General features: G+C 63.9%; 22 protein-coding genes and 2 pseudogenes. 9 read left to right on the top strand and 15 right to left on the bottom strand.

Features of this window, described 5'->3' with window-relative positions; translation table 11 throughout:
- Positions 1-17: 17 nt before the first annotated feature.
- The 4 genes from AC5Y21_RS11140 to AC5Y21_RS11155 form a co-directional block, all read right to left on the bottom strand.
- On the bottom strand, positions 18-863 hold the full coding sequence (locus AC5Y21_RS11140) for an SDR family NAD(P)-dependent oxidoreductase (protein WP_499912209.1): 846 nt from the start codon (positions 861-863) through the stop codon (positions 18-20).
- 10 nt (positions 864-873) lie between these two features.
- Positions 874-1713 carry a mycofactocin-coupled SDR family oxidoreductase gene (locus AC5Y21_RS11145; RefSeq protein ID WP_499912212.1) on the bottom strand — a complete coding sequence of 280 codons (840 nt, stop codon included), beginning with the start codon at positions 1711-1713 and terminating at the stop codon, positions 874-876.
- Positions 1714-1736: 23 nt separating this feature from the next.
- Entirely contained in the window at positions 1737-2939 is a 1203-nt protein-coding gene (locus AC5Y21_RS11150; protein ID WP_499912214.1) for a cytochrome P450, read from the bottom strand.
- A gap of 202 nt (positions 2940-3141) precedes the next feature.
- On the bottom strand, positions 3142-3795 hold the full coding sequence (locus AC5Y21_RS11155) for a TetR/AcrR family transcriptional regulator (RefSeq protein WP_499912216.1): 654 nt from the start codon (positions 3793-3795) through the stop codon (positions 3142-3144).
- Between the two features lie 242 nt (positions 3796-4037).
- Here AC5Y21_RS11155 and AC5Y21_RS11160 point away from each other — a divergent pair.
- Both AC5Y21_RS11160 and AC5Y21_RS11165 read left to right on the top strand, forming a co-directional pair.
- Positions 4038-4700 (top strand): annotated as a pseudogene (locus AC5Y21_RS11160) (acyl-CoA dehydrogenase family protein); the annotation flags it as partial.
- 60 nt (positions 4701-4760) lie between these two features.
- Positions 4761-5222: pseudogene (locus tag AC5Y21_RS11165) on the top strand (acyl-CoA dehydrogenase family protein); the annotation flags it as partial.
- Between the two features lie 41 nt (positions 5223-5263).
- Here AC5Y21_RS11165 and AC5Y21_RS11170 read toward each other — a convergent pair.
- From AC5Y21_RS11170 to AC5Y21_RS11205, 8 genes are all read right to left on the bottom strand, one after another.
- Positions 5264-5578, bottom strand: coding sequence for a DUF4190 domain-containing protein (locus AC5Y21_RS11170; RefSeq protein WP_499912218.1), 315 nt, complete (start codon positions 5576-5578; stop codon positions 5264-5266).
- A gap of 44 nt (positions 5579-5622) precedes the next feature.
- On the bottom strand, positions 5623-6402 hold the full coding sequence (locus tag AC5Y21_RS11175) for an acyl-CoA dehydrogenase family protein (protein ID WP_499912384.1): 780 nt from the start codon (positions 6400-6402) through the stop codon (positions 5623-5625).
- Positions 6403-6464: 62 nt separating this feature from the next.
- Positions 6465-7562 (bottom strand): acyl-CoA dehydrogenase family protein, encoded by a 1098-nt coding sequence (locus tag AC5Y21_RS11180; RefSeq protein ID WP_499912220.1) that lies wholly within the window; start codon positions 7560-7562, stop codon positions 6465-6467.
- Positions 7559-7978, bottom strand: a complete 420-nt coding sequence (locus AC5Y21_RS11185; protein WP_499912222.1) for a nuclear transport factor 2 family protein — start codon at positions 7976-7978, stop codon at positions 7559-7561. Before AC5Y21_RS11185 ends, AC5Y21_RS11180 begins: the two co-directional genes overlap by 4 nt.
- Positions 7962-9218, bottom strand: a complete 1257-nt coding sequence (locus AC5Y21_RS11190) for a metal-dependent hydrolase family protein (protein WP_499912225.1) — start codon at positions 9216-9218, stop codon at positions 7962-7964. Before AC5Y21_RS11190 ends, AC5Y21_RS11185 begins: the two co-directional genes overlap by 17 nt.
- A gap of 2 nt (positions 9219-9220) precedes the next feature.
- Positions 9221-9544, bottom strand: coding sequence for a hypothetical protein (locus AC5Y21_RS11195; RefSeq protein ID WP_499912226.1), 324 nt, complete (start codon positions 9542-9544; stop codon positions 9221-9223).
- Positions 9528-10805: an aromatic ring-hydroxylating oxygenase subunit alpha gene (locus AC5Y21_RS11200; RefSeq protein ID WP_499912228.1), complete on the bottom strand. Its 1278-nt coding sequence runs from the start codon at positions 10803-10805 to the stop codon at positions 9528-9530. The genes AC5Y21_RS11195 and AC5Y21_RS11200 overlap by 17 nt, the downstream gene beginning before the upstream one ends.
- Positions 10806-10809: 4 nt before the next feature.
- Entirely contained in the window at positions 10810-11364 is a 555-nt protein-coding gene (locus AC5Y21_RS11205; protein WP_499912386.1) for a carboxymuconolactone decarboxylase family protein, read from the bottom strand.
- 437 nt (positions 11365-11801) lie between these two features.
- Here AC5Y21_RS11205 and AC5Y21_RS11210 point away from each other — a divergent pair, with 437 nt between their 5' ends.
- The 7 genes from AC5Y21_RS11210 (at position 11802) to AC5Y21_RS11240 (ending at position 18315) form a co-directional block, all read left to right on the top strand.
- The gene (locus AC5Y21_RS11210) at positions 11802-13100 is read left to right on the top strand and encodes an amidohydrolase family protein (protein WP_499912229.1); all 1299 of its coding nucleotides are present in this window, start codon (positions 11802-11804) and stop codon (positions 13098-13100) included.
- Positions 13101-13210: 110 nt separating this feature from the next.
- Positions 13211-14377 carry an acyl-CoA dehydrogenase family protein gene (locus tag AC5Y21_RS11215; protein WP_499912388.1) on the top strand — a complete coding sequence of 389 codons (1167 nt, stop codon included), beginning with the start codon at positions 13211-13213 and terminating at the stop codon, positions 14375-14377.
- Complete coding sequence (locus tag AC5Y21_RS11220; RefSeq protein ID WP_499912231.1) at positions 14377-15525, top strand: thiolase family protein; 1149 nt, start codon at positions 14377-14379, stop codon at positions 15523-15525. Before AC5Y21_RS11215 ends, AC5Y21_RS11220 begins: the two co-directional genes overlap by 1 nt.
- 95 nt (positions 15526-15620) lie before the next feature.
- On the top strand, positions 15621-16226 hold the full coding sequence (locus AC5Y21_RS11225) for a TetR/AcrR family transcriptional regulator (RefSeq protein ID WP_499912233.1): 606 nt from the start codon (positions 15621-15623) through the stop codon (positions 16224-16226).
- A complete protein-coding gene (locus tag AC5Y21_RS11230; protein WP_499912235.1) occupies positions 16223-16729 on the top strand; it encodes a hypothetical protein in 507 nt (168 codons plus the stop codon). The genes AC5Y21_RS11225 and AC5Y21_RS11230 overlap by 4 nt, the downstream gene beginning before the upstream one ends.
- 129 nt (positions 16730-16858) lie before the next feature.
- The gene (locus AC5Y21_RS11235) at positions 16859-18130 is read left to right on the top strand and encodes a cytochrome P450 (RefSeq protein WP_499912237.1); all 1272 of its coding nucleotides are present in this window, start codon (positions 16859-16861) and stop codon (positions 18128-18130) included.
- A complete protein-coding gene (locus AC5Y21_RS11240; RefSeq protein ID WP_499912238.1) occupies positions 18127-18315 on the top strand; it encodes a ferredoxin in 189 nt (62 codons plus the stop codon). Before AC5Y21_RS11235 ends, AC5Y21_RS11240 begins: the two co-directional genes overlap by 4 nt.
- A 75-nt stretch (positions 18316-18390) precedes the next feature.
- Here AC5Y21_RS11240 and AC5Y21_RS11245 read toward each other — a convergent pair whose 3' ends face one another.
- From AC5Y21_RS11245 to AC5Y21_RS11255, 3 genes are all read right to left on the bottom strand, one after another.
- The gene (locus AC5Y21_RS11245) at positions 18391-19551 is read right to left on the bottom strand and encodes a zinc-binding dehydrogenase (RefSeq protein ID WP_499912240.1); all 1161 of its coding nucleotides are present in this window, start codon (positions 19549-19551) and stop codon (positions 18391-18393) included.
- Positions 19552-19636: 85 nt separating this feature from the next.
- Positions 19637-19828, bottom strand: a complete 192-nt coding sequence (locus AC5Y21_RS11250) for a ferredoxin (protein ID WP_499912242.1) — start codon at positions 19826-19828, stop codon at positions 19637-19639.
- Positions 19825-21027: a cytochrome P450 gene (locus AC5Y21_RS11255; RefSeq protein WP_499912244.1), complete on the bottom strand. Its 1203-nt coding sequence runs from the start codon at positions 21025-21027 to the stop codon at positions 19825-19827. The genes AC5Y21_RS11250 and AC5Y21_RS11255 overlap by 4 nt, the downstream gene beginning before the upstream one ends.
- Between the last annotated feature and the right edge of the window lie 33 nt (positions 21028-21060).

The following is a 21060-nucleotide window of genomic DNA, read 5'->3' on the forward strand; positions in this document are numbered from 1 at the left end:
GTCTGCTCGCCGAAGCTCTAGTGGCGCCAGCCCTCGGCGGCCTGTTCGTCGAACGTGCGGTCAATCCGCTCGAACCTGCGGCGGACCGACGCCCTGGAGGCCTCATGCGGAAGTATGTAGAGCCGGTTGGCCAGTATCGCGTCGGCGATCAGGCGAGCGACGTCGTCGACCCCCAGCGAGTCGTCCTGCTGGGGAAGTGTCCCGATCGACCCGGTTACGTCGGGTGTTGACGCTAGTCCGTAGTCCGCGCCGCGGATTCGCTCCGAGTTGGCGAGCAGGTTGGTTTCAATGACCATCGGGCACAGTACCGACACCCCGATGCCGTTGGGCTTGACCTCACGGGCCAGCGTCTCGGCCAGAGCGACGACGCCGTATTTGGCAACGCCATACGTCCCGAGTCCGGCATTGGGCACCAGGCCGGCGAAGGACGCCGTGAACGCGATGTGGCCACCGGTGCCTTGCTCGAGCAACCTGGGAAGGAACGCCTCGACCGCGTGGATCGAGCCCCACAGGTCGATATCGATCACCCATCGCCAGTCTTCGTGCGTCATCTCCGCGATTGGACCCGCCACGCAGATCCCGGCGTTGCTGAAGACGAGGTCCACCTGGCCGAGCAGGCGATAAGACTCCTCTGCGAGTCCAGCGACCTCCTCGAGGTGCCGCACGTCGCACATCACGCCGTGCGCGTCGAACCCGTCCCGACGCAGGTGAGTAACGGCCAGCTCCAGCCGAGGCTTGTCGATGTCCGCGAGGACAACCTTGGCCCCGCGACGGGCAAACTCGGTGGCTGCCGCCAAGCCGATGCCGCTCGCCCCGCCCGTGATGACCGCTCCGCGTCCGTCAAATCCGGCAAGTCCATTCACAGACCGGATGCTACTTAAGACAACTACCCGCGTCGACAGGCAGGGTGACGCCGGTGATGTACCGGGATTCGTCGGAGGCGAAGAAAAGCACCGCGTTGCTGATGTCCTGCGCCTCGACCCACGGAATCGGTAGCGTGTGGAACATCTGACAAATCGGGGCCATGTCGTCGGGACCCGGATTCTCCAGATCCGGCCGGAACAACTTCCAGGTCCCTTCGTTCATGATCATCCCGGTGCTCACGTGCGTGGGATGCACTGAGTTGACTCGAATCATGTGATGGCCCAACTCGACGGCGAACGATCGCATGACGCCCACGACGCCATGTTTGGCCGCGACATAGTTTCCGCAATGCGGGTACGCCTTCAGGCCCCCGACCGAACTGGTCAAGATGATCGAGCCGCCCCTACCGCCTGCAATCAAATGGGGCACACCGGCTTTCACCGTTTTCCAAACACCGGACAGGTTCACGTCGAGCATTTCCTGCCAGTCGTGCTCACTGCATTGATCCAGTGTGTCGCCACCATTGCCGATGCCGGCGTTGGCGACGATGATGTCCAATCGGCCCAGCTGCTCGACGCCCGCATCCACCGCGGCCTTCAGTCCGTCGTAGTCACGTACGTCGACTTCGGCGGTGAAGATCTGCCGGTTGTGGCTCTTGACGAGATCGGCGGTCTCGGCCAGATCCTCGGGTGTCGCTGCCGGGATCGGGCTGGTCTGCACGACTCGTTTACAGACGTCGATGGCGATGATGTCGGCACCCTCCTGCGCCAGTCGCACCGCATGGCTGCGACCCTGACCGAGCGCAGCCCCGGTGACAAAGGCGACTTTGCCTTCAACGCGTCCACCCATGATTACCTCAATTCCTTAGTGATTCAGCCCAGAACGGCCGGCATGGTCTCCCAACCCCGCACGGTGGACGTCGGGGAAAGCCTGCACTCGGCAAGGTCGATTTCCCAATCGGGGAAGCGCTTCAAGATCTCCTCCAGTGCGATCCGGCCCTCGAGGCGCGCCAGCGCCGAGCCGAGGCAATAGTGGGTGCCGACACTGAATGTCAGATGTTGATGCGCCTCGCGCCGGATGTCGAAAACGTCTCCGTCCGGCGGGAATTGGCGGTGGTCGCGGTTGGCCGCCCCGATCAGCATCATCATGACGCTGCCCTCGGGCACTCGCCGGCCGTAGTACTCGACGTCACGGGTGACATAGCGCGCCACGTGCGGGGCCGGCGGCTCGAAGCGCAGTAACTCCTCGACTGCCGCGGGAATCAACGACGGGTCCTCGACGAGTGCTCGCCGCTGGTCGGGGTGCTCGGCCAGTACTTTGCCGGTCCAGCCGATCAGCCGGGTGGTCGTCTCGTTACCGGCGCCGGACACCACGCTGACATAGGTGAGCAGTTCATCGCGGCTGAGCTGGCGAACAGTTCCGGTCTCGTCCTCGAACTCGGCGTTGAGCAGTTCGGTCATGATGTCGTCGGAGGGATGCTCGGTGCGCCAGTCGATGTACCGGCCGAAGAAGTCGGGACTTGCGATGTTGCCCATCGAGGTCGCCATCGGCTTGCCGGCCTCGGTACGCATCTGCGCATTCGCGAAATCGCGTGCGGCTTCTTGGTCTTCCTCGGGAACGCCCAGCAGCATGCCGATCACCCGCATCGGCATTTGCGCGCCCAGGTCGGCGACGAAGTCGAACCGGTCCGCACCGATCAGCGGATCCAAACTGCGAGCGCAGAATTCGCGGATCTTGGGCTCCAGCTCGTTGATCTTGCGCGGGGTGAACATCCGCGACAGCAACTTGCGGTGGATGTCGTGAATCGGTGGATCCTCGAAAATGACCGTCCCGGGCGGGATTTCGATATTGGCCTTGATGATCTCGAGGATTGCGCCTCTGGCCGAGCTGAAGGTCTGGTAGTCGACGATCCCGCGGTCGACGTCGGCGAACCGGCTCAGCGCGTAAAAATCGTGTTGCTCGTTGTAGTACAGCGGCGATTCTTCACGCAGCCGCCGAAACATCGGGTAGGGGTCGGCGTTCAACTCCACGTCGTACGGGTCGAAGTAGACGTCATTAGCCGCGCTGACTGTCACGGATTATTGCCTCTCGCCGGAATCGCGGTCGCCCCGTTCCACGACAGAGCGCGAATCGTGTCGCATGTGAACTCTGACATCACCCACCAGCAAGTGTCAACGACGAATCCGTTTCAGCTACTTCTTGTTCTGAATATTAGAGAATCCGATTCTCGTCAGGCAAATCGCGTGCGATATCTGCTCACCGAGGTGAGTCGATCAGCTAGCTACGGGCGAATCCCCGTGAGCAGAAGTCCCACACCTCGTCGGCGGTGATGGGATGGACGGTAGCGTCGTCGGTGCCGCCGCTGTATTGCGCGAGGAACATGACGGTCTGCATCGTCATGGCGGCGATCCGCTTGGCATTGACTTCTGCGCGCAACTCGCCAGCCTCACCGGCCGCTTCCATGAGCTCTGTCAGCAACGCCACCAGCGGCGCGTGGGCCACCTTGACCTCGGCGGGATGCGTGACCAGCAACCGCGGCGCAAAGTCGGTGAAGAGCGGACGTTTGGCCGTCGGGTCGGGGCGGGAGGCTTCGTACAGCAGCTCGACGGCCACCTTCAGGCGCTCGATCGGGTCGGAGTGGGTTTCCGTGGCGGCCCGGATCTGGTCGGCCGATCGACTCAGGGCATCTTCGAACAGCGCGAGCAGCAACTCGTGCTTGCCGTCGAACTGCAGGTAGAAGCTACGCAGCGACTGGCGGGACCGGTCCACGACCTCCTGAACGGTGAAATCCGTACTGCCCTTCTCGATGATGATGGCCTGCGCCGCGTCGAGGAAACGCTGAACGCGCTGCGCCGCACGCAGTTTGGCGGTCTTGATGGAGCGCTCGACCGCACGCTGCTTCCAGGCCGGCTCCTCGCCTGGACTGGTCACCGACGGCTCGGGTGATTGCCGCGAGGGGAGAACATGGTTGGACTGTACCGGAGAACGCCGTGACATCGTTGCGCTCGACCCCCTCACGGATGACGTGTCTGAGATTGTAACTTTCTCATGGCGAGAATACTATTCTCTTACACGTGTGTATGGAAGCGTAATTGAAAAGAGCCGATCGCGTCGTCGGGGAAAACCCTCGTCCGCCTGCGATCGGTGAATGCCAGGAAGATCCGGGGAGTGCTGTGCAGCTGACTTTCGACGCGGACGTCGAGAGGTTCCGTGCCGAGTTTGTGGCGTTCCTCGATACGCATCTGCCCCGCTTGACCGAGACAGGCTCCGCGTTCGAACGGTCACGGTCAAGTTCGCACATCCCGGAGTGGGCGCGACAGTGGCAACGGCTGCTGTTCGACAACGGCTGGTTGCTGCCGGGCAACCCGCCGGAGTTCGGTGGTCGCAACGCAACGTTGTTGCAGCAATACGTGCACGCCGAGGAGTTGTCGCGGCGGCGCATCTATCAAAGCTTCAACCCGCAAGGCATCGGCATCATCGCGGCGTCGTTGCTGTCCTTCGGAACGCCCGAACAAAAGCAGCGATGGGCGGTGCCGATCCTGCGCGCCGAGATCACCGCGTCGCTGGGCATGAGCGAACCCGGTGCGGGCTCAGATCTGGCGTCGCTGAAAACGCGTGCGGTGCTGGACGGTGACCACTTCGTGGTCAACGGGCAGAAGGTCTGGACGTCAGGCGCCCATGACGCTGATGTGCTGCTGACGTTCGTGCGCACCGATCCGGATGCGCCGAAACACAAGGGAATCAGCGTGTTGCTGATTCCGACGGAAACTCCCGGTGTAGTGCGCCGTCCATTCGCGTCGTTGTGCGACCACGACGATGTCGACTTCAACGAAGTGTTTTTCACCGACGCCCGCGTGCCGGCCGAGAATTTGGTGGGTGAGCTCAATGGCGGCTGGCGGGTGGCAACCGGCTCGCTGGGCCACGAACGCGCCATGCTGTGGATGGACTATGTCGACCTGTTGCATGCGCTCGCACTCGATTTCGATCCGTCGGGAATGCTGCAGCGGGATAACTACGCCACCTTGGCGATGGATGCTCAGGCGCTACAGCTGCTCGGCTCGGCGGCTATCGCGAAGGCGGCTCGTGGTGAAGAGGATGTGCCCGCGCAGTCAGTACTCAAACTGCTGGGCTCGGAGGCCTTGCAGCGCGCCTCCGAGGATGCGTTGAACGCCGCGGGAGCCGACGGGCTTGTGCTGCAAGCGGTTACCGCGCCGTTCGCACCGCTCGATCTGGACAGCCACTATCGCAGCAGGTTCGACCGGTATGTGCGTACCTTCGCCGCGACCATCGCCGGCGGCACCTCTGAAATCCAGCGGAACATCATCGCCGAGCGGATACTCGGACTGCCGCGCAATTAATAAGCGGGAGTGCGCATCTGATGATCCGTTAGGTAACGGTGTCAGCAGCGCTGATAGGTGTCAAAGACCTTGCATACGCGATCATGCTCGGTGTGGTGAGTGTAGATCCAGACGTAAGAGACCACCGCGACGAACGCGGCCGCGACCGACACCACACCTAATACGATGCCGGTTGTCGCGACCCGGGAACCGGGCGTCGCGCTTCGCTTGGCTCGCGACCGACTGATCGAGCCGGTCACGATCGCCGCGATAGCGAAGAAAATCCCGATCAGGACCCAGGACGTGATCAGCGCGACCACACCCAGGATCACGGACACGACACTCAACGGGTCTCGAGGTGCGCCGGGCTGGCTCATGGACATTGATTCTAAACGACGTCGCCATGGCGCGACCCGAGACGCTACAGCTGAGCTAGCCGCGGTGCGGAACCTCTAGCGCGCAGCACCGTTCCGGCCTCCCGGGTCAATTCGCGTGTGCTGCCCAGCAATCCGTCCAAGATCAACGTCCGCTTGACATGTCGATGGAGGTGGTGCTCGGCGGTGAAACCGATCCCGCCGAGCACTTGCTGGCAGTGCCGCGCGGCGGTCAGCGCGGCCTGACCGGCCGCCGCCTTCGCCAGCAAGCAGGCCAGGGCGTGTGAGCCCTCGGAGTCCTCCGGTATGTCACCGGCGGCGAGCAGGGTCGCCTCGGCGCCTTCGATCGCGACGAGCGTCTCGGCCAGCCGGTGGCGGATCGCCTGGAACGAGCTGATGTGTCGGCCGAATTGGACGCGGTCCACCGCATGCTGACGCGCCAAGCCAAGCATCGCCCTGCTGGCGCCGACCAGCCACCAGCCGACTGCCAGGCGTCCCGCGGCCAGCGCAGCCGGTGACGCTGACTCTCCTTGTGCCACCCGGTGTATCGGCAGCTCATCGTCCAGCGCCGAACTGGCGGCGTCGATGCGGTCCCAGACCACCCAGGAGCCGCCGGCGAACGGCAGTGGCACGGTGCCACCGGGCTCACGTTCGGCCGCACGTAACACCACATCGTTGAGCACCGGCGCGTGTGCTCCGGTCTCACCGAGCAGCCGGAACACCAAAGGGACTGCGATTTCTGGAATTTCGTCGAGCATGTCGAGCCAGCCGAGATCGGCCAAAGCCGCGTCGAGCTTTGCGCCCGAGGCTGACGTCGATTCGGTCATCGCGGTCCGTACCGAATCGGACAGCAGCTGCAACGACTCGGGATCCGTCGCGGGGTGCACAATCACTCCTTCCCGAGGTCCAGTAGCCGCCGGGCGATGATATTGCGCTGGATCTCGGCGGTACCGCCGTAGATGGTCGCCGCGCGTGAGTACAGGTACTCCGGGCGCCACGGTGTGTCGTCGAGTTCCAGGACCCCGGGCATCAGGTCGCGCACGGTGTCGTAGAGCCGTTGCTCAGCGCCGGCCAGCAGCACCTTGTCGATGGAGGTATCCGGCCCCAGCCGGGCTCCGTCGCGCAGCCGGTGTTGGGTGACACGGGACCGGCAGCGCAGCGTGTGCAACGCGAGATAGGCTGCGCCTAAGGCAGACTCGTCAGGATGGCTGTCTTGCGAAGTCTCCGCGATGAGCCCGTCGAACCGTGAGTAGAGGTATGCGATCCGCTGCCAGAAGCAGGTGGAGCGCTCGTACGGGAGCAGGTCCATCGCAAGCCGCCAGCCGTCTCCTGGCCGGCCGAGCATCCGGCTGGATGGGATCGCCACGTCGTCGAAGTACACCTCGCAGAATTCGTCGACCCCATGCATGGTGCGCAGCGGCCGAATGGTGATGCCGGGTGTGTCGAGGTCGACGAAGAACGCGGTAATCCCTTCATGTCCGGGCGCGGTGCGAGTGAGCAGGATGCAGCGGGTGGAGAACTGCGCGAAGCTGGTCCAGACCTTCTGCCCGTTGACAGTCCAGTTGTCGCCCTGTTGGGCGGCGCGGGTGGACAGCGACGCCAAGTCGCTGCCGGATCCCGGCTCGGAAAAGCCCTGACACCATTGTTCGCGGCCGCTGAGCAGACGCGGCACCATCTCGGCTGCGAGGTCGGCAGGCGCGTAATCGATCATCGTGGGTGCGAGCACCTCGACCATCGAGTACGGCCCGGGCTCGGCGAGACGACGGCCGACCACCTCCTCGCCTACGATTGCACGGAACAGCGCGGGCCCACCCAATCCGCCGACTTCCACGGGCCAGCCGTAGCGCATCCAGTCGGCTTCGTACAAAGCACTATGGACTCGCGCGAGTTGGCGCAGCTGGCCTTGCAGCGAATGGTCGGGTCCGGGGGTCAGGTCGGTGGCGTCCAGCCAAGCGCGCAGATCCGTCCGGAATTGCTCGACATTCACGGGGCGGGACGCCCGACCGCATGCGGGCGCCCGGAGTCGTGCACACCGCTGCGACGGATGAAGGTCATGGCCCGCGTTCGCAGCCGCCAGCCGTCAGGGGTGCGGGCATAGGTGTCGCGGTAGTAGCCGATTCGCATGTCGTGAGTGGCATGTTCAATAAAGCACAACGGCTGTGTACCGCTCGCGGTGTCGCCGTCGATATCGACCAGCGCTGTCCCGGTCAGAAACAGGCCCTTTGGTGCGGCTTCGACCAAATCCGGGAACCTGTCCAAGCGGTAGGTGTCGCCGAAAGCGCTGTAGGTTCCGTCGGGCGTGAAGACACCGACCAGTCCGTCGACATCTCCTTGCGTGATGGTCACCGCGTACCGGGCGAGCAGTTGCTGGATCTCGACCAAGTCGTCAGTTCTGGTGGGCATATACCTTGCCGCCTTTCATGACGAAGCTGACGTTGCGGGTAACGGTGATGTCTTCCAACGGGTTTCCCGGTACCGCGATGATATCGGCGAGCTGGCCGGGCGCCAGCCGTCCCCGGTCGGCTGCATTGATGAGCTCGGCGGCCGTCACGGTGGCCGCGCGCAGCACCGCCAGCGGCGGCAGGCCCCAGTCGACAAGGGTGACCAGCTCGTCGGCATTCTTGCCGTGCGGTATCGCTGGCGCGTCGGTACCAACCGCGATCTTCACTCCGGCTTTGTGGGCGGCAAGTATCGAGGTCCGCGACTTCGGGAACATTTCGGCAGCCTTGGCCTGCAGCTCGGCTGGTGCGTGCGAGACGTCCATTCCTTCGGCCAGGCGGCGCGTGCTCACCAGGAAGGTGCCGTGCTCGACCATCGTCGCGATCGCCTCGTCGTCGATCAGGAAGCCGTGCTCGATGCAGTCGATACCGGCGGCGACCGCATGCTTGACGGCGTCGGCCCCGTGCGTGTGTGCGGCGACTCGCAGCCCGCGGCGGTGTGCCTCGTCGACGATCGCGCGCAGCTCCTCATCCGAATAGTGCTGCGCGCCAGGCGGACCCGTCAGTGACATCACCCCACCCGAGCAACAGACCTTGATCAGTTCGGCGCCGTGCTTGATCTGGTAACGCACCGCCCTGCGGATCTCGTCGATTCCGTTGGCGATGCCTTCCTCGACCGTCAGGTCCAGCACGTGCGGCGCGAACGCCGCGAACATGGTCGGGTCCAGATGCCCGCCGGTGGGCGTAATCGCATGCCCCGCAGGCACAATCCGGGGCCCGTCTATCCAGCCGGCGTCAATTGCCTTGCCCAGCGCGACATCCAGCAGGTAGCCGCCAGTCTTGACGAACAGGCCGAGGTTGCGCACGGTGGTGAACCCGGCCCGCAGGGTGCGGCGCGCATTGCCGACGGCGCGCAGCACCCGCGTCGGCGGGTCGTCCTGCACCTGGGACAGCCCGGGCTTTTCCCCGCGGCCACCCATCAGGAGGTTGACCTCCATGTCCATCAAACCGGGCAACAGTATCTGATCGCCCAGATCGAGAACCTTGTCTTCCGGTCCCTGCGCGCCGGCGCCGACACCGGCGATCCGGTCACCTTCTATCCGCAAGACGCCGGGCCGAACGATCTCGCCGGCATCGACGTCAAGCAGCCCGGCGGCCTTGAGGGTCAGCTGCGATGAGCCGCTTGCGCGAAGAGCGTCCGACAACGTCAGATCACCGGCTCCCGGATCAGCTCTACCCAGGCTGCGCCGCTGTCAGGAACGCGGGGCTGCTTCCACGCCTCGATTGGGAAGGACACCATGACCAACGACTGCATGATGTGCATGAGCGTCCGCGCCTCCCCGGGCAGGTCGTCCAGAGGGAACTTGTCGCAGTAGGCGATGGCGTCCTCGAGACGGGGGAACGCGGCGTCGTAGAACTCCTGCATCTCGGCCATCGTAGAGGCCAGCCGCTTGGCGTAGCGCTCCGGTTCGGTGGCCAGATCCCAACCCAAATGGGGTTCCAGGTCGGCGAATTCAGACGGTAGCGCCATTGCGCTGGTACTCCTTCACGTAGTCACCGGTCGTCTTGTGCAAATGGCGGATCAGGACTTCCTGATCGCACAGCAGGAACTCTTTGACGGCCCGGGTGCCGATCATGGTCTGGGTGGCTTCCAACGTGTTGGCATCCTGCAGTGCGTACTCCTTAAACGTCACGGCGGCCAACTCCTGGGCCAGGCGTTCCCGCGCATTGCGCGGCGGGACGAAATACAGCGTGCACTCGAAGATGTGCTTGTCCACCGCGGTCGGCCAGTAGTGGTAGGTCAGGTACCAACCGGGCTCCCAGATCAGCAGCATGAAGTTCGGGTAGAACAGCCACGAGTCGATGCCCCACTGCGGCACCCGCTTCACGTTGACACCCGAAGGCAGGTCAAGCTTTTCGATGATCTCCGGCTTGTCCCACGGGCCGAACAATCCGCTGCGCAATACCTGGTCCATCGGCTTGACCATGGACATGTCGGGGGGCGGTGCCTGACCACCCCAGGTCGACTGCAGGCTGTGCGGGCCGGCCACCTCGTAGTGCAGCGCCTCGTAGCCGAACTTTTGGATCTTGGCGGCTTCTTCCTTGGTGTACTGCCCCTGGTGCAGGATCGGCGCGTGGTAGAACTCGACGAACGCGTCGATGAACAACTTCCAGTTGCTGCCGACCTCGGCGCGGTAGGAGTAGGTCTCGGTCATCTCGCCGAACGGGTAGCCCTCGATGCTTTTGGCCAGCGGCCCGAGGTAGTCGGTGAGCGGCGCTGCGTTGTTGTCGAAATTGATGAAGATGAACCCTTCCCAGACTTCGCAACGCACGGGCACCAGGCCGTATTGGCTTTTGTCGACGTCGAAGAACTCGTCCTCCTGCTGGATGAAATTCAAATCACCGTCCAGGCTGTAGCGCCAGGCGTGGTACTTGCAGGTGAATTGCCGACAGGTGCCCGACGTCTCCTCATGCGGATAGTCGTTCCACACCAGCTTGTTTCCGCGGTGCCGGCAGACGTTGTGAAAGGCTTTGACGGATCCGTCTTTGGTCTTGACGATGATGACCGACATGCCCTGCCCCGCCGAGGGCAGCTCCTTGGTGAAGTAACTGCCGGTGCGCGGCAGTCGCTGGACGCGGCCGACATTGAGCCACGTGCGCTTGAAGATCGCGTCGCGCTCGGCTTCGAAGAATGCCGGATCGATCGAGTCGGTGTAGTCGACCGGTGCGGTTCCCAGTTCGGGATAGTTCTCTGTCCAGCTTCCGGCGGCTGGCTTCGGGAAATGTGGCAAGGTTCTACCTCTCTATTCCGGCTGGTGGGTCTTTTTCGACCGTTACGCCAAAAGTGTTGAAGGCCATGGCCAGCATCGTGTAGCAGCCGACTGTGAAGACGTAGTCCATACGCTGGTGGTCGTCCCAGCGCTCGCCGAGCGCGGTCCAGGTCTCGTCGGACAATTGCGATTTCTCGTCGAGTTCGTCGACCCCGGTAATCACGGCGCGCTCGAAGTCGTCGGCGGACCAACCATCACCGCCGCGGCGCACGGCCTCGATTTCTTCATCACTCACTCCGGCTCGCTTGGCCAGGTTGACGTGGTGAGTCCACTCGTAGGCGCACTCGCGGCGATGGGCGACCCGCAGAATGGCCAGTTCGCGAAGGCGATCGGGCAGCGTGGATCTGAAGAGGTGCATGTTGAACGGCAGGAATGCCTTGGCCAACGCGGGGTGATTGGCGAATGTCGACAGCGCGTTGCCGGCGTCGCGCGGATTGCGCCGTTGCGGAGGCAGCATGCCGGCCAGGGACTGCTGGACAGCCTCGTCCCATCGGTCGGCAGGCAGGGGCGGCAAGCGCATTGCGCCGGGTTCCTCTCGGTCAAAGAGAATCATATTCTCATTTATAACCAATAGACTTGCACGATTCGGTCCCGTGGTCAATCCTGCGGCGTGCGGATCGGCGCCTGCCTGCCGCGGTGGTGTGCGCCGGTTTGGGCCAGCATGCCTCAGGCCCATCTCAGGGCCGCCTCGCAGCGCCGCTTGACCTGGTCAGAAGGTGCTTTCTGCGCTCTGCTCCTATCATTTCGGAGTGGGCGATTCGCACAGGACTCCGAGGAGCGGGCCCGCAGGGCGCAGGCGGCGCCGCTACCCTGGATGTTGATTCTCACTTCGCGAGAAGATAGTTTTCAAACCTAGAGAGCTTGGAGGCAGGTGGCGGCTCGCTTGGGCCGGACATAGCCCGCTCGGTGGCCGCCCGTCCGATACCTGCTCGAGGCACCCAAGAGAGGGGTACGGCCATGAACAAAGAGGACATGATCCTGATCAGCGTCGACGACCACACCGTCGAGCCGCCGAACATGTTCAAGAACCACCTGTCGAAGAAATACCTGGACGACGCACCGCGGCTGGTGCACAACCCCGACGGCTCGGACATGTGGAAGTTTCGTGACACGGTCATCCCGAACGTGGCGCTCAACGCGGTCGCCGGCCGGCCCAAGGAGGAGTACGGGATCGAGCCAACCGGGCTCGACGAGATCCGACCGGGTTGCTACAACGTCGACGAGCGGATCAAGGACATGAACGCCGGGGGAATCTTGGCGTCGATCTGCTTCCCGTCCTTCCCCGGCTTTGCCGGGCGTTTGTTCGCCACCGAGGACCCGGAATTCTCGGTGGCCCTGGTGCAGGCCTACAACGACTGGCACATCGACGAATGGTGCGGGGCATATCCGGCCCGGTTCATCCCGATGGCCATTCCGGTGATCTGGGATGCCGAGGCGTGTGCCGCGGAGGTGCGGCGGGTCGCGAAGAAGGGCGTACACGCGCTGACCTTCACCGAGAACCCGGCCGCAATGGGCTACCCGAGCTTCCACAACGAGTACTGGAATCCGCTGTGGAAAGCCTTGTGCGACACCAACACCGTGATGAACGTGCACATCGGATCTTCGGGCCGGCTGGCGATCACCGCACCTGACGCCCCGATGGACGTGATGATCACGCTGCAGCCGATGAACATCGTGCAGGCCGCCGCCGACCTGCTGTGGTCGCGGCCCATCAAGGAATACCCGGACCTCAAAATCGCGCTGTCAGAGGGCGGCACCGGCTGGATCCCCTACTTCCTGGAGCGTGCCGACCGCACCTACGAGATGCACTCGACGTGGACGCATCAGAACTTCGGCGACAAGCTGCCGTCGGATGTGTTCCGCGACCACTTCCTGACCTGCTTCATCAGCGACAAAGTGGGCGTGGCGCTGCGCAACATGATCGGCATCGACAACATCTGCTGGGAGGCCGACTACCCGCACAGCGACTCGATGTGGCCGGGCGCGCCCGAGGAACTCTGGGACGTCCTCTCGATCAACAACGTGCCGGACGACGAGATCAAGAAGATGACCTACGAGAACGCGATGCGTTGGTATTCGTTCGACCCCTTCACCCACATCACGCCCGAGCAGGCGACGGTCGGTTCGCTGCGCAAGGCAGCCGAGGGCCACGACGTGTCCATTCGGGCGCTCAGTCACCACAAGGAGGAGCGCGCTGGTTCGTCGTTCGCGGACTTTGCCGCCAACGCGAAAGAGCTCACCGGCAATAAGGACTAAGGCGCCACCTGTGCCCGGCGACGAGACGCACAATCGCATCATTCGGGCGGGAATCGTGCGATTCTGCGTCTGCTCGCGCTGAAAGGAGCGCCCCTGTGCCCGACGGTGGGATGAATTTCGAACTGACCGAAGACCAGGAGCTGATCCGCCGGTCGGTCGCGGAGTTGGCGCGCAAGTTCGACGACCACTACTGGATGGAAAAAGACCAGTCGCACGAATTTCCGACCGAGTTCTATCGGGCCATCGCAGATGGCGGCTGGCTGGGGATGACGATTCCGACCGAGTACGGCGGCCACGGCCTCGGCATCACCGAAGCGACCATTTTGCTCGAGGAGGTCGCCAAATCCGGTGGCGCCATGAACGCCGCCAGCTCGATTCACCTGTCGATCTTCGGCATGCAACCGGTGGTGGTGCACGGCTCCGAGGAACTCAAGCGCCGCACTTTGCCACCCGTCGCGACCGGCGATGTCCATGTCTGCTTCGGGGTCACCGAACCCGGTGCCGGGCTTGACACTTCGCGGATCACGACGTTCGCCAAACGCGACGGTGATCACTATGTCGTCAACGGCCGCAAGGTATGGATCTCCAAAGCCGTCGAGTCCGACAAGATCCTGCTGCTGACCCGCACACAAAGCTATGACGAAGTGGCAAAGAAGACCGACGGGATGACGCTTTTCCTCACCGATCTCGACCGCAGCCGGGTCGACGTGCGCCCGATCCGCAAGATGGGCCGCAACGCCGTCAGCTCCAACGAGTTGTTCATCGACAACCTCGAGGTGCCCGTCGAAGACCGAGTTGGCGAGGAAGGCAAGGGGTTTCAGTACATTCTGGATGGCCTGAACCCGGAGCGGATGCTGATCGCCGCCGAGGCGCTCGGCATCGGGCGCGTGGCACTGGATAAGGCCGTGAGGTACGCCAACGAGCGGTACGTATTCGACCGGCCGATCGGCATGAACCAGGGCATCCAGTTCCCGCTGGCCGACTCGCTGGCCCGGCTGGACGCCGCCGAGCTGATGCTGCGCAAGGCCACCTGGCTCTACGACAACGGCAAACCCTGTGGGCGCGAAGCGAATACCGCCAAATACCTGTGCGCCGACGCCGGCTTCACCGCCGCGGACCGAGCGCTGCAAACCCACGGCGGGATGGGCTACTCGGAGGAATACCACGTGGCGCGATACTTCCGGGAGGCGCGGCTGATGAAGATCGCACCGATCAGTCAGGAGATGATTCTGAACTTCCTCGGTTCGCACGTCCTGAAACTGCCGCGGAGCTACTGATGCGCGAAACAGTCATCGTCGAGGCGGTACGGACCGCGGTCGGAAAGCGGAACGGCGCCCTGTCCGGTATGCATGCCGCCGACCTGTCCGCAATCGTCCTCAACGAACTGATGGAACGCGCCGGAATCGGCCCGGACATCGTCGACGACGTGATCTGGGGATGTGTGTCCCAGGTCGGCGACCAGTCCAGCAACATCGGCCGGTATGCGGTCTTGGCGGCCGGCTGGCCCGAGACCATCCCCGGGACCACCGTCAACCGGGCCTGCGGCTCCAGCCAGCAAGCCCTTGACTTCGCGGTGCAGGCGGTGATGTCCGGGCAGCAGGACGTCGTCGTGGCAGGCGGCGTCGAGGTCATGAGTCGTGTCCCTCTTGGAGCGGCTCGGGCAACCGGGATGCCGTACGGCCCGAAAGTCCTTGCCCGCTATGACGATTTCTCTTTCAACCAAGGTCTGTCGGCGGAGATGATCGCCAAGAAGTGGGGATTCTCCCGCAGCCAGCTCGACGAGTACTCCGCCCAGTCCCATGAGCGGGCCGCTGCGGCCCAGGATGCCGGAGCCTTCACTGACCAGATCGTCCCAGTGTTCCCCGGCGACGCAGCGGTCGTCGTCGATGACGAGGGCGTGCGGCGCGGGACCAGCGTGGAAAAGCTGGCCGCACTCAAGCCCGCGTTCGTCGAAGACGGGGTGATCCACGCGGGCAATTCCTCGCAGATCTCCGACGGCGCGGCCGCGTTGCTGGTGACCACTTCGGAGATGGCGGTTGGGCTCGGGTTGACGCCGATTGCGCGCTACCGCGCCGGCGCGGTGACCGGGGCCGATCCGGTGCTGATGCTGACCGGCCCAATACCGGCGACCGAGAAGCTGCTGAGAAAGGCGGGTGTTGCGCTCGCGGAGGTCGGCGTCTTCGAGGTGAACGAAGCATTCGCGCCGGTGCCGCTGGCCTGGATCGCTGAGACCGGCGCCGATCCGCAGCGGGTCAATCCCCTTGGCGGCGCCATCGCGCTGGGTCACCCGCTGGGCGCCTCCGGCGCGGTGTTGATGACGCGCATGGTGAACCACATGCGCGACAACGGGATTCGCTATGGCCTGCAGACCATGTGCGAAGGCGGCGGCACGGCCAATGCCACCTTGGTCGAGCTCGCGACCTAGCGCCCAATAGTTCGTTACCCGGCCGGACTCTTGCCAGAGCGGGCAAACCTACCTACTGTGTGTTCAGAAGGTTGGTTTCGAGTTGAGGGAATAATTTGCCCGCCGCCCGTCCATACGACACCCTGCTCGCCAAGGGCGAGGACCGTAAGCAGCGGATCCTCGAGGTCGCGCAGCGGCTCCTGACGCGTAACGGCTGGCGCAACACCACACTCGCCCAGATCGCCGGGGAAGCCGGAGTCAGTCCTGCCGGCCTGCTGCATCATTTCGAATCCAAGGAGCAGCTGCTGCACGCCGTGCTCGACGCACGGGACCTCGACGACGACGCGCACGCCGACCGGAAGGGCGATCTGCTCGCCGAGATCGCTCAGGTCGCCGATCGGTTCAGCCGGGCGCCCGAGCTGGTGGGCACCTTCACGGTGCTGCTGGTGGAAAACATCCTTCCCGACGCTCCGCTGCACGACCGTCTGCTGGCCAGGCAGCGGGACGCTACCGACATCGTCGCCGCGGGTATCCGCCGCGGTCAGGCGGCCGGACGGTATCGCACCGACATAGACCCCGCCGTCAAGGCAATCGAAATTCTCGCCTTCATCAACGGAATGGAAACCACATGGTTGCTCGATCCCTCGATACCACTGGCCGAGGTGTTCAAAGAGTACGCCGAGACGCTGGCTCGCGACTTTGCGCCGAAGAGCCCGACATGAGGTACCGGCTCGACGTCGTCGCCGCCAGCGTCGTCGACGTGGTGCGGTACGCCGGCGGTTGGCTTTTCGATAGGGCGATGGCGGGATGGGACGTCACCGTCCTGATTGCCGATCACCCAGACGATCGGCCGCTGCACATCCTCGGAGCTGCGACCCTGGACCTCGAACAGGCGCTGGAGTCGGCCGGAACCCGTCCTCGTCCTCAGGCGCTGGCGGCCGCGGCGGACCTTTTCGGATGCGATTCGCGGGTGCGGCAGGGCGTGTTACAGGCCCTCGATCACGGCGTCACCGAGGTCACGCTGTGGGGCGAGACATGGCCGGCCGAACTCGATGACAGCGTCGGCTTAGTGCAGCATCGCCTCAGCACGGCGGCCCAGACGTTCAAGGCTCAGGCACTGGCCGCCGCGGCGTCGCCGGAACGCGCGATCGGTCTCACCGAAATCTTTCGCAGCGGGCTGCTGGCGTGCCCGTCAGTCGCTGCCGACCTGGTGCCGGCCAGCTGAAGCCCGACCCGTCCCAATGCGACTGTCGCCGCGGGGAGCTGTCGTTGACGACGCACACGTCGTATGGAAATGTAATACTCATCTCTGAGAGGAACGTTCTCACCAGATGAGATTCGAACGGAGCAAGCGATGGTGAACGACTTGGAGATGGATTTCTTCCGCGACAAACGGCTGGTCGAGGACCCGTACCCGTACTACGAGGCCCTGCGGCAGCAGTGCCCGGTCGCCCGCGAAGACCATCACGGAGTCACCATGGTGACCGGCTGGGACGAGGCCTGCGCTGTGTTGAACGACGCCGAGACTTTCTCGTCGTGCATCTCGGTGACCGGCCCGTTCCCCGGGTTTCCGGTACCGCTCGAGGGCGACGACGTCACCGAGCTGATCGAAGAGCATCGCGACAAGCTGCCGTTCAGCGACCAGCTGCCCACTCTCGACCCGCCGACCCACACCAACCACCGGGCCCTGCTGATGCGGCTGATCACCCCGAAGCGCCTCAAGGAGAACGAGGACGCGATGTGGGACCTCGCCGATCGGGCGCTCGATCCATTCCTGGCGCCCGGCGAGGGCGAATTCATCAAGGGCTTCGCGGGGCCCTTCACCCTGCTGGTCATCGCCGACCTGCTGGGCGTGCCCGAGGAAGATCGCGACACTTTCGTCAACAACATTCGCGACCACTCCGGCGGCGGCATCGGCGGCACCGGCAAGGAGTCGCTGGCGCACAATCCGCTGGAATTCCTCTACGGCACCTTCTCCGACTACGTCCGTGACCGCCGCCGCAACCCTCGCGATGACGTGCTGACGGGTCTCTCCACCGCGACCTTCCCGGACGGCTCGATTCCCGATGTCGAAGACGTGGCCCGTGTAGCGAGCAACGTCTTCTCCGCCGGCCAGGAAACCACCGTGCGGCTGCTGGGCGCGTCCTTGCAGACCATAGGGGAGCGCCCCGACATCCAGGCCCAGCTGCGTAAGGACCGCAGCCTGATTCCGAACTTCATCGAAGAGTCGCTGCGCATCGAGAGCCCGGTCAAGGGCGATTTCCGATTGAACCGGGTGCCCGTGAACGTCGGCGGGGTGGATCTGCCGGCGGGGACTACCGTGATGGTTGTGCAAGCCGCCGCCAACCGTGATCCGCGCCGGTTCGACGACCCCGCCACCTTCGACCCGGCTCGTAAGAACGCTCGGCAGCATCTGTCATTCGGGCGGGGCATCCACAGCTGCCCGGGCGCGCCGCTGGCGCGAGCGGAAACCCGCGTGGCGATCGAGCGGCTGCTCGACCGGACGTCTGACATCAGAATCAACGAGCGTGTGCACGGCCCCGCGAATGACCGTCGTTACCAATATGTTCCGACCTACATCCTGCGCGGGGTGACCGAGCTGCACCTGGAGTTCACGCCCGCATGAAAGTCTGGGTCGACGATCAGTGCTGCCGAGGTCACGGGATGTGTCTCACGGTGTGCCCGGAAGTGTTCAGCCTGACCGACGACGGTTACTCGGTGGCGATAACGTCCGATGTGCCAACCGAATTGGAGGCAGCGGCCCGGGAAGCCATTGAATTCTGCCCCGAGCAGGCGATCAAGGAGCGCTAGTCCGGCCGAGCAGACGCAAAAGCGCCTCATTTCGGCACGAAATGGGGGCTTTTGCGTCTGCTCGCGGTAGGTCGCTCACACCTGGTCGTTCGTACTCTGCGGGTCGATGACAATCTTGGCATGCGTTTCGGGATTTCCCAGGGCTCCGAACGCCGCATCGACCCCCGCGAGCCCGACCTTTCCGGTCACCAGGGCGGTGGCATCCAGTTTGCCGTCGGCGAGCTGGTACAAGGTGTCGCGGAATTCCAACGGCGTGTAACCGAACACGAAGCGCAAGTCGATTTCCTTGCCGATCGCCACCGTGGGCCTGAAATGGTCGGTGCCCATGCATACCCCGGCAACGACAACCCTCGAATTGAAAGGCGCTGCAACGAGAATCGAATCGATTACTCCCGGTATGCCGACGCATTCGAAGATCACGGGTCGTTTGGGTGCCGCTGCGCCGAGCCGGTCCGCGACGCGGTAGACGTGGTTCCAGCCGGGCAGCTTGCGCAGCTTCTCCATCGCGCCGACACCCAGCTCGGACAGATCGGTCACCGAGGTGACGACGCCCTTACGGGCGCTCACGGAATCGTACGGCGAGCCGTCGGCCGGGTCGACCACGATGTGCGCGCCGCAACTTTGAGCCAGCGCACGTCGTCCTGGCGAGAAGTCGCTGGCGACAATGGTTTCCACGCCTTTGGCCTTGAGGTGACAGATGACGGCAAGGCCGACCGGGCCGCACCCCACCACGACAGCCACGTCACGCTTGGCGATATCGCTGCGTTGCACGGCATGTAACGCGACTGCCATCGGTTCGGTCAATGCGGCGATGTTGGGATCGAGGCCGTTGGGCACGACGAAACTCATGGCCGCCTCCGCGAGCACCTGTTCGGCATACGCGCCGGGGGCCAGCGGAGACAGCCCCGTGAGGTGGACACCTTGGTGGGCGCGCAGCAGCGGGAAGGACACCACGGTTGCGCCCGTTTTGAACTGCTTGGCCACGCCGCGCCCGCGCTCGGTGACTTGACCGCAGAACTCGTGGCCGAACACCACGGCTGTGTCGCTGGCAACGGAGTGTTGATAGCCCACTGCGTTCATCGCGTCGGCCAACTCGTCGGCGTGGTCCTTGGCGTGCAGATCCGATCCGCAGATACCGCACCGAACCACGTCAAGTACCAGCTGTCCTGCGGCCGGTTGTGGTGCGGGCAGATCGACGACCGACAACTCACCGTGGAGACAACTCACCGCTCTCATCGATGACCATCCTACTGGTGCCGAGCAGACGCAAAAGCCCCTCATTTCGGCACGGAATGAGGGGCTTTTGCGTCTGCTCGCGGTACTACTCCGTGATCGAGATCGCCTGCCGCGGGCACTGACGCACGGCGTCCCGCACTAAAGACTCGTTCTCCGGTGTGACCTCTGGCTGCAGGATGTGCAGCATGTCGTCGTCGTCCAGGTGGAAGACCTCGGGGATGATGCCCATGCACACCCCGTTGCTTTCGCAGAGACCGAAGTCGACTTCGACTCTCATCGCAGGACTTTCACCGGTACGTTCTGCCAGCCCGCGACGTTTTGCATATGAACGCGCTTGCAACCCGCCCAGTCCACCTCATAACGGGGCATGAAGTCGAGCAGCTTGTCCAGTGCGATCACAGCTTCCATGCGGGCCAGCGCCGCGCCAAGGCAGCTATGAACCCCGTAGCCGAATCCCATGTTCTGCGCTTCGGTTCGGTCGCGATCGATGTCGAACTTGTCGGGATCGGTCCAGGCCGCAGGGTCGCGGTTGGCGGCGCCGTTGATCAGGAAGATCGGCTTTCCGGCCGGGATCGTGACACCGTGGAGGTGGACGTCTTTCATCGAACGGCGGACCTGGTACTGCGACGGCGCCTCGTAGCGCAACAATTCTTCGACTGCGGCCGGGATCTTGCTGCGATCGTCGAGCAGCTTTTGCCACTCGTCGGGAAAGCGGGCGAACACCACCGGAGCATTGCCGACTAGCTTGGTCACGGTCTCGGCACCCGCGCCACCCAATAGCGTTGCAAAACCGGTGATTTCGAGGTCGTCGAGCTTCGTCGTCTGCCCATCCTCGCGTTCGATCTCGGCATCGATCAGCTTGGTGAACAGGTCGTCTCGCGGCTCCTCGCGGCGCTGCTTTACCAGCTCGTAGTACAACATCGCGGTGTTGATGTTGGCCTGCATGCCCTCTTCGCCGACTTCGACCTGTCCGGGCTCGCGGGTCAGCGACACGTCGATCCAGTGCCGCACCTGCTGCGCGTGCTCTTCCGGTACCCCGAGCATCGTCGTGATCACTTCGACGGGGAACGGACCGGAGAGGTCCCGTACCACGTCGAACGCGTCGGGATCGGCTGCGCTGAGGTACTTGTCGATCTTCTCGGTGACCATCTGTCGCTGCGACTGGATGGCGCGCGGTGTGAAGACCTTGTTCAGCAGGCTGCGCATGTGGCGATGATCGGGCGGGTCCATGAAGATGATCGACTGCGGCGGCTTCTGCCCGGACCGCACCATCGACAGGTCAATGCCATAGGACGACGAATACGTTTCGAAGTCTTTGAGGCCCGCGGCCACGTCCTCGTGCCGAGTCAGTGCGTAGAAGTCGTATTCCTCGCTGTAGTAGACCGGCGCTTCTTCCTGCATCCGTCGGTAGGTATCCCAGGCGCCGTTGAAGAACTCCTCGGAGAACGGGTCGAAGTCGACCTTGGATCTGGTCATTGCACACTCCTGGCTGACGAGCTGCAGGCCATT

It is taken from the genome of Mycobacterium sp. NGS41 (assembly GCF_059812725.1).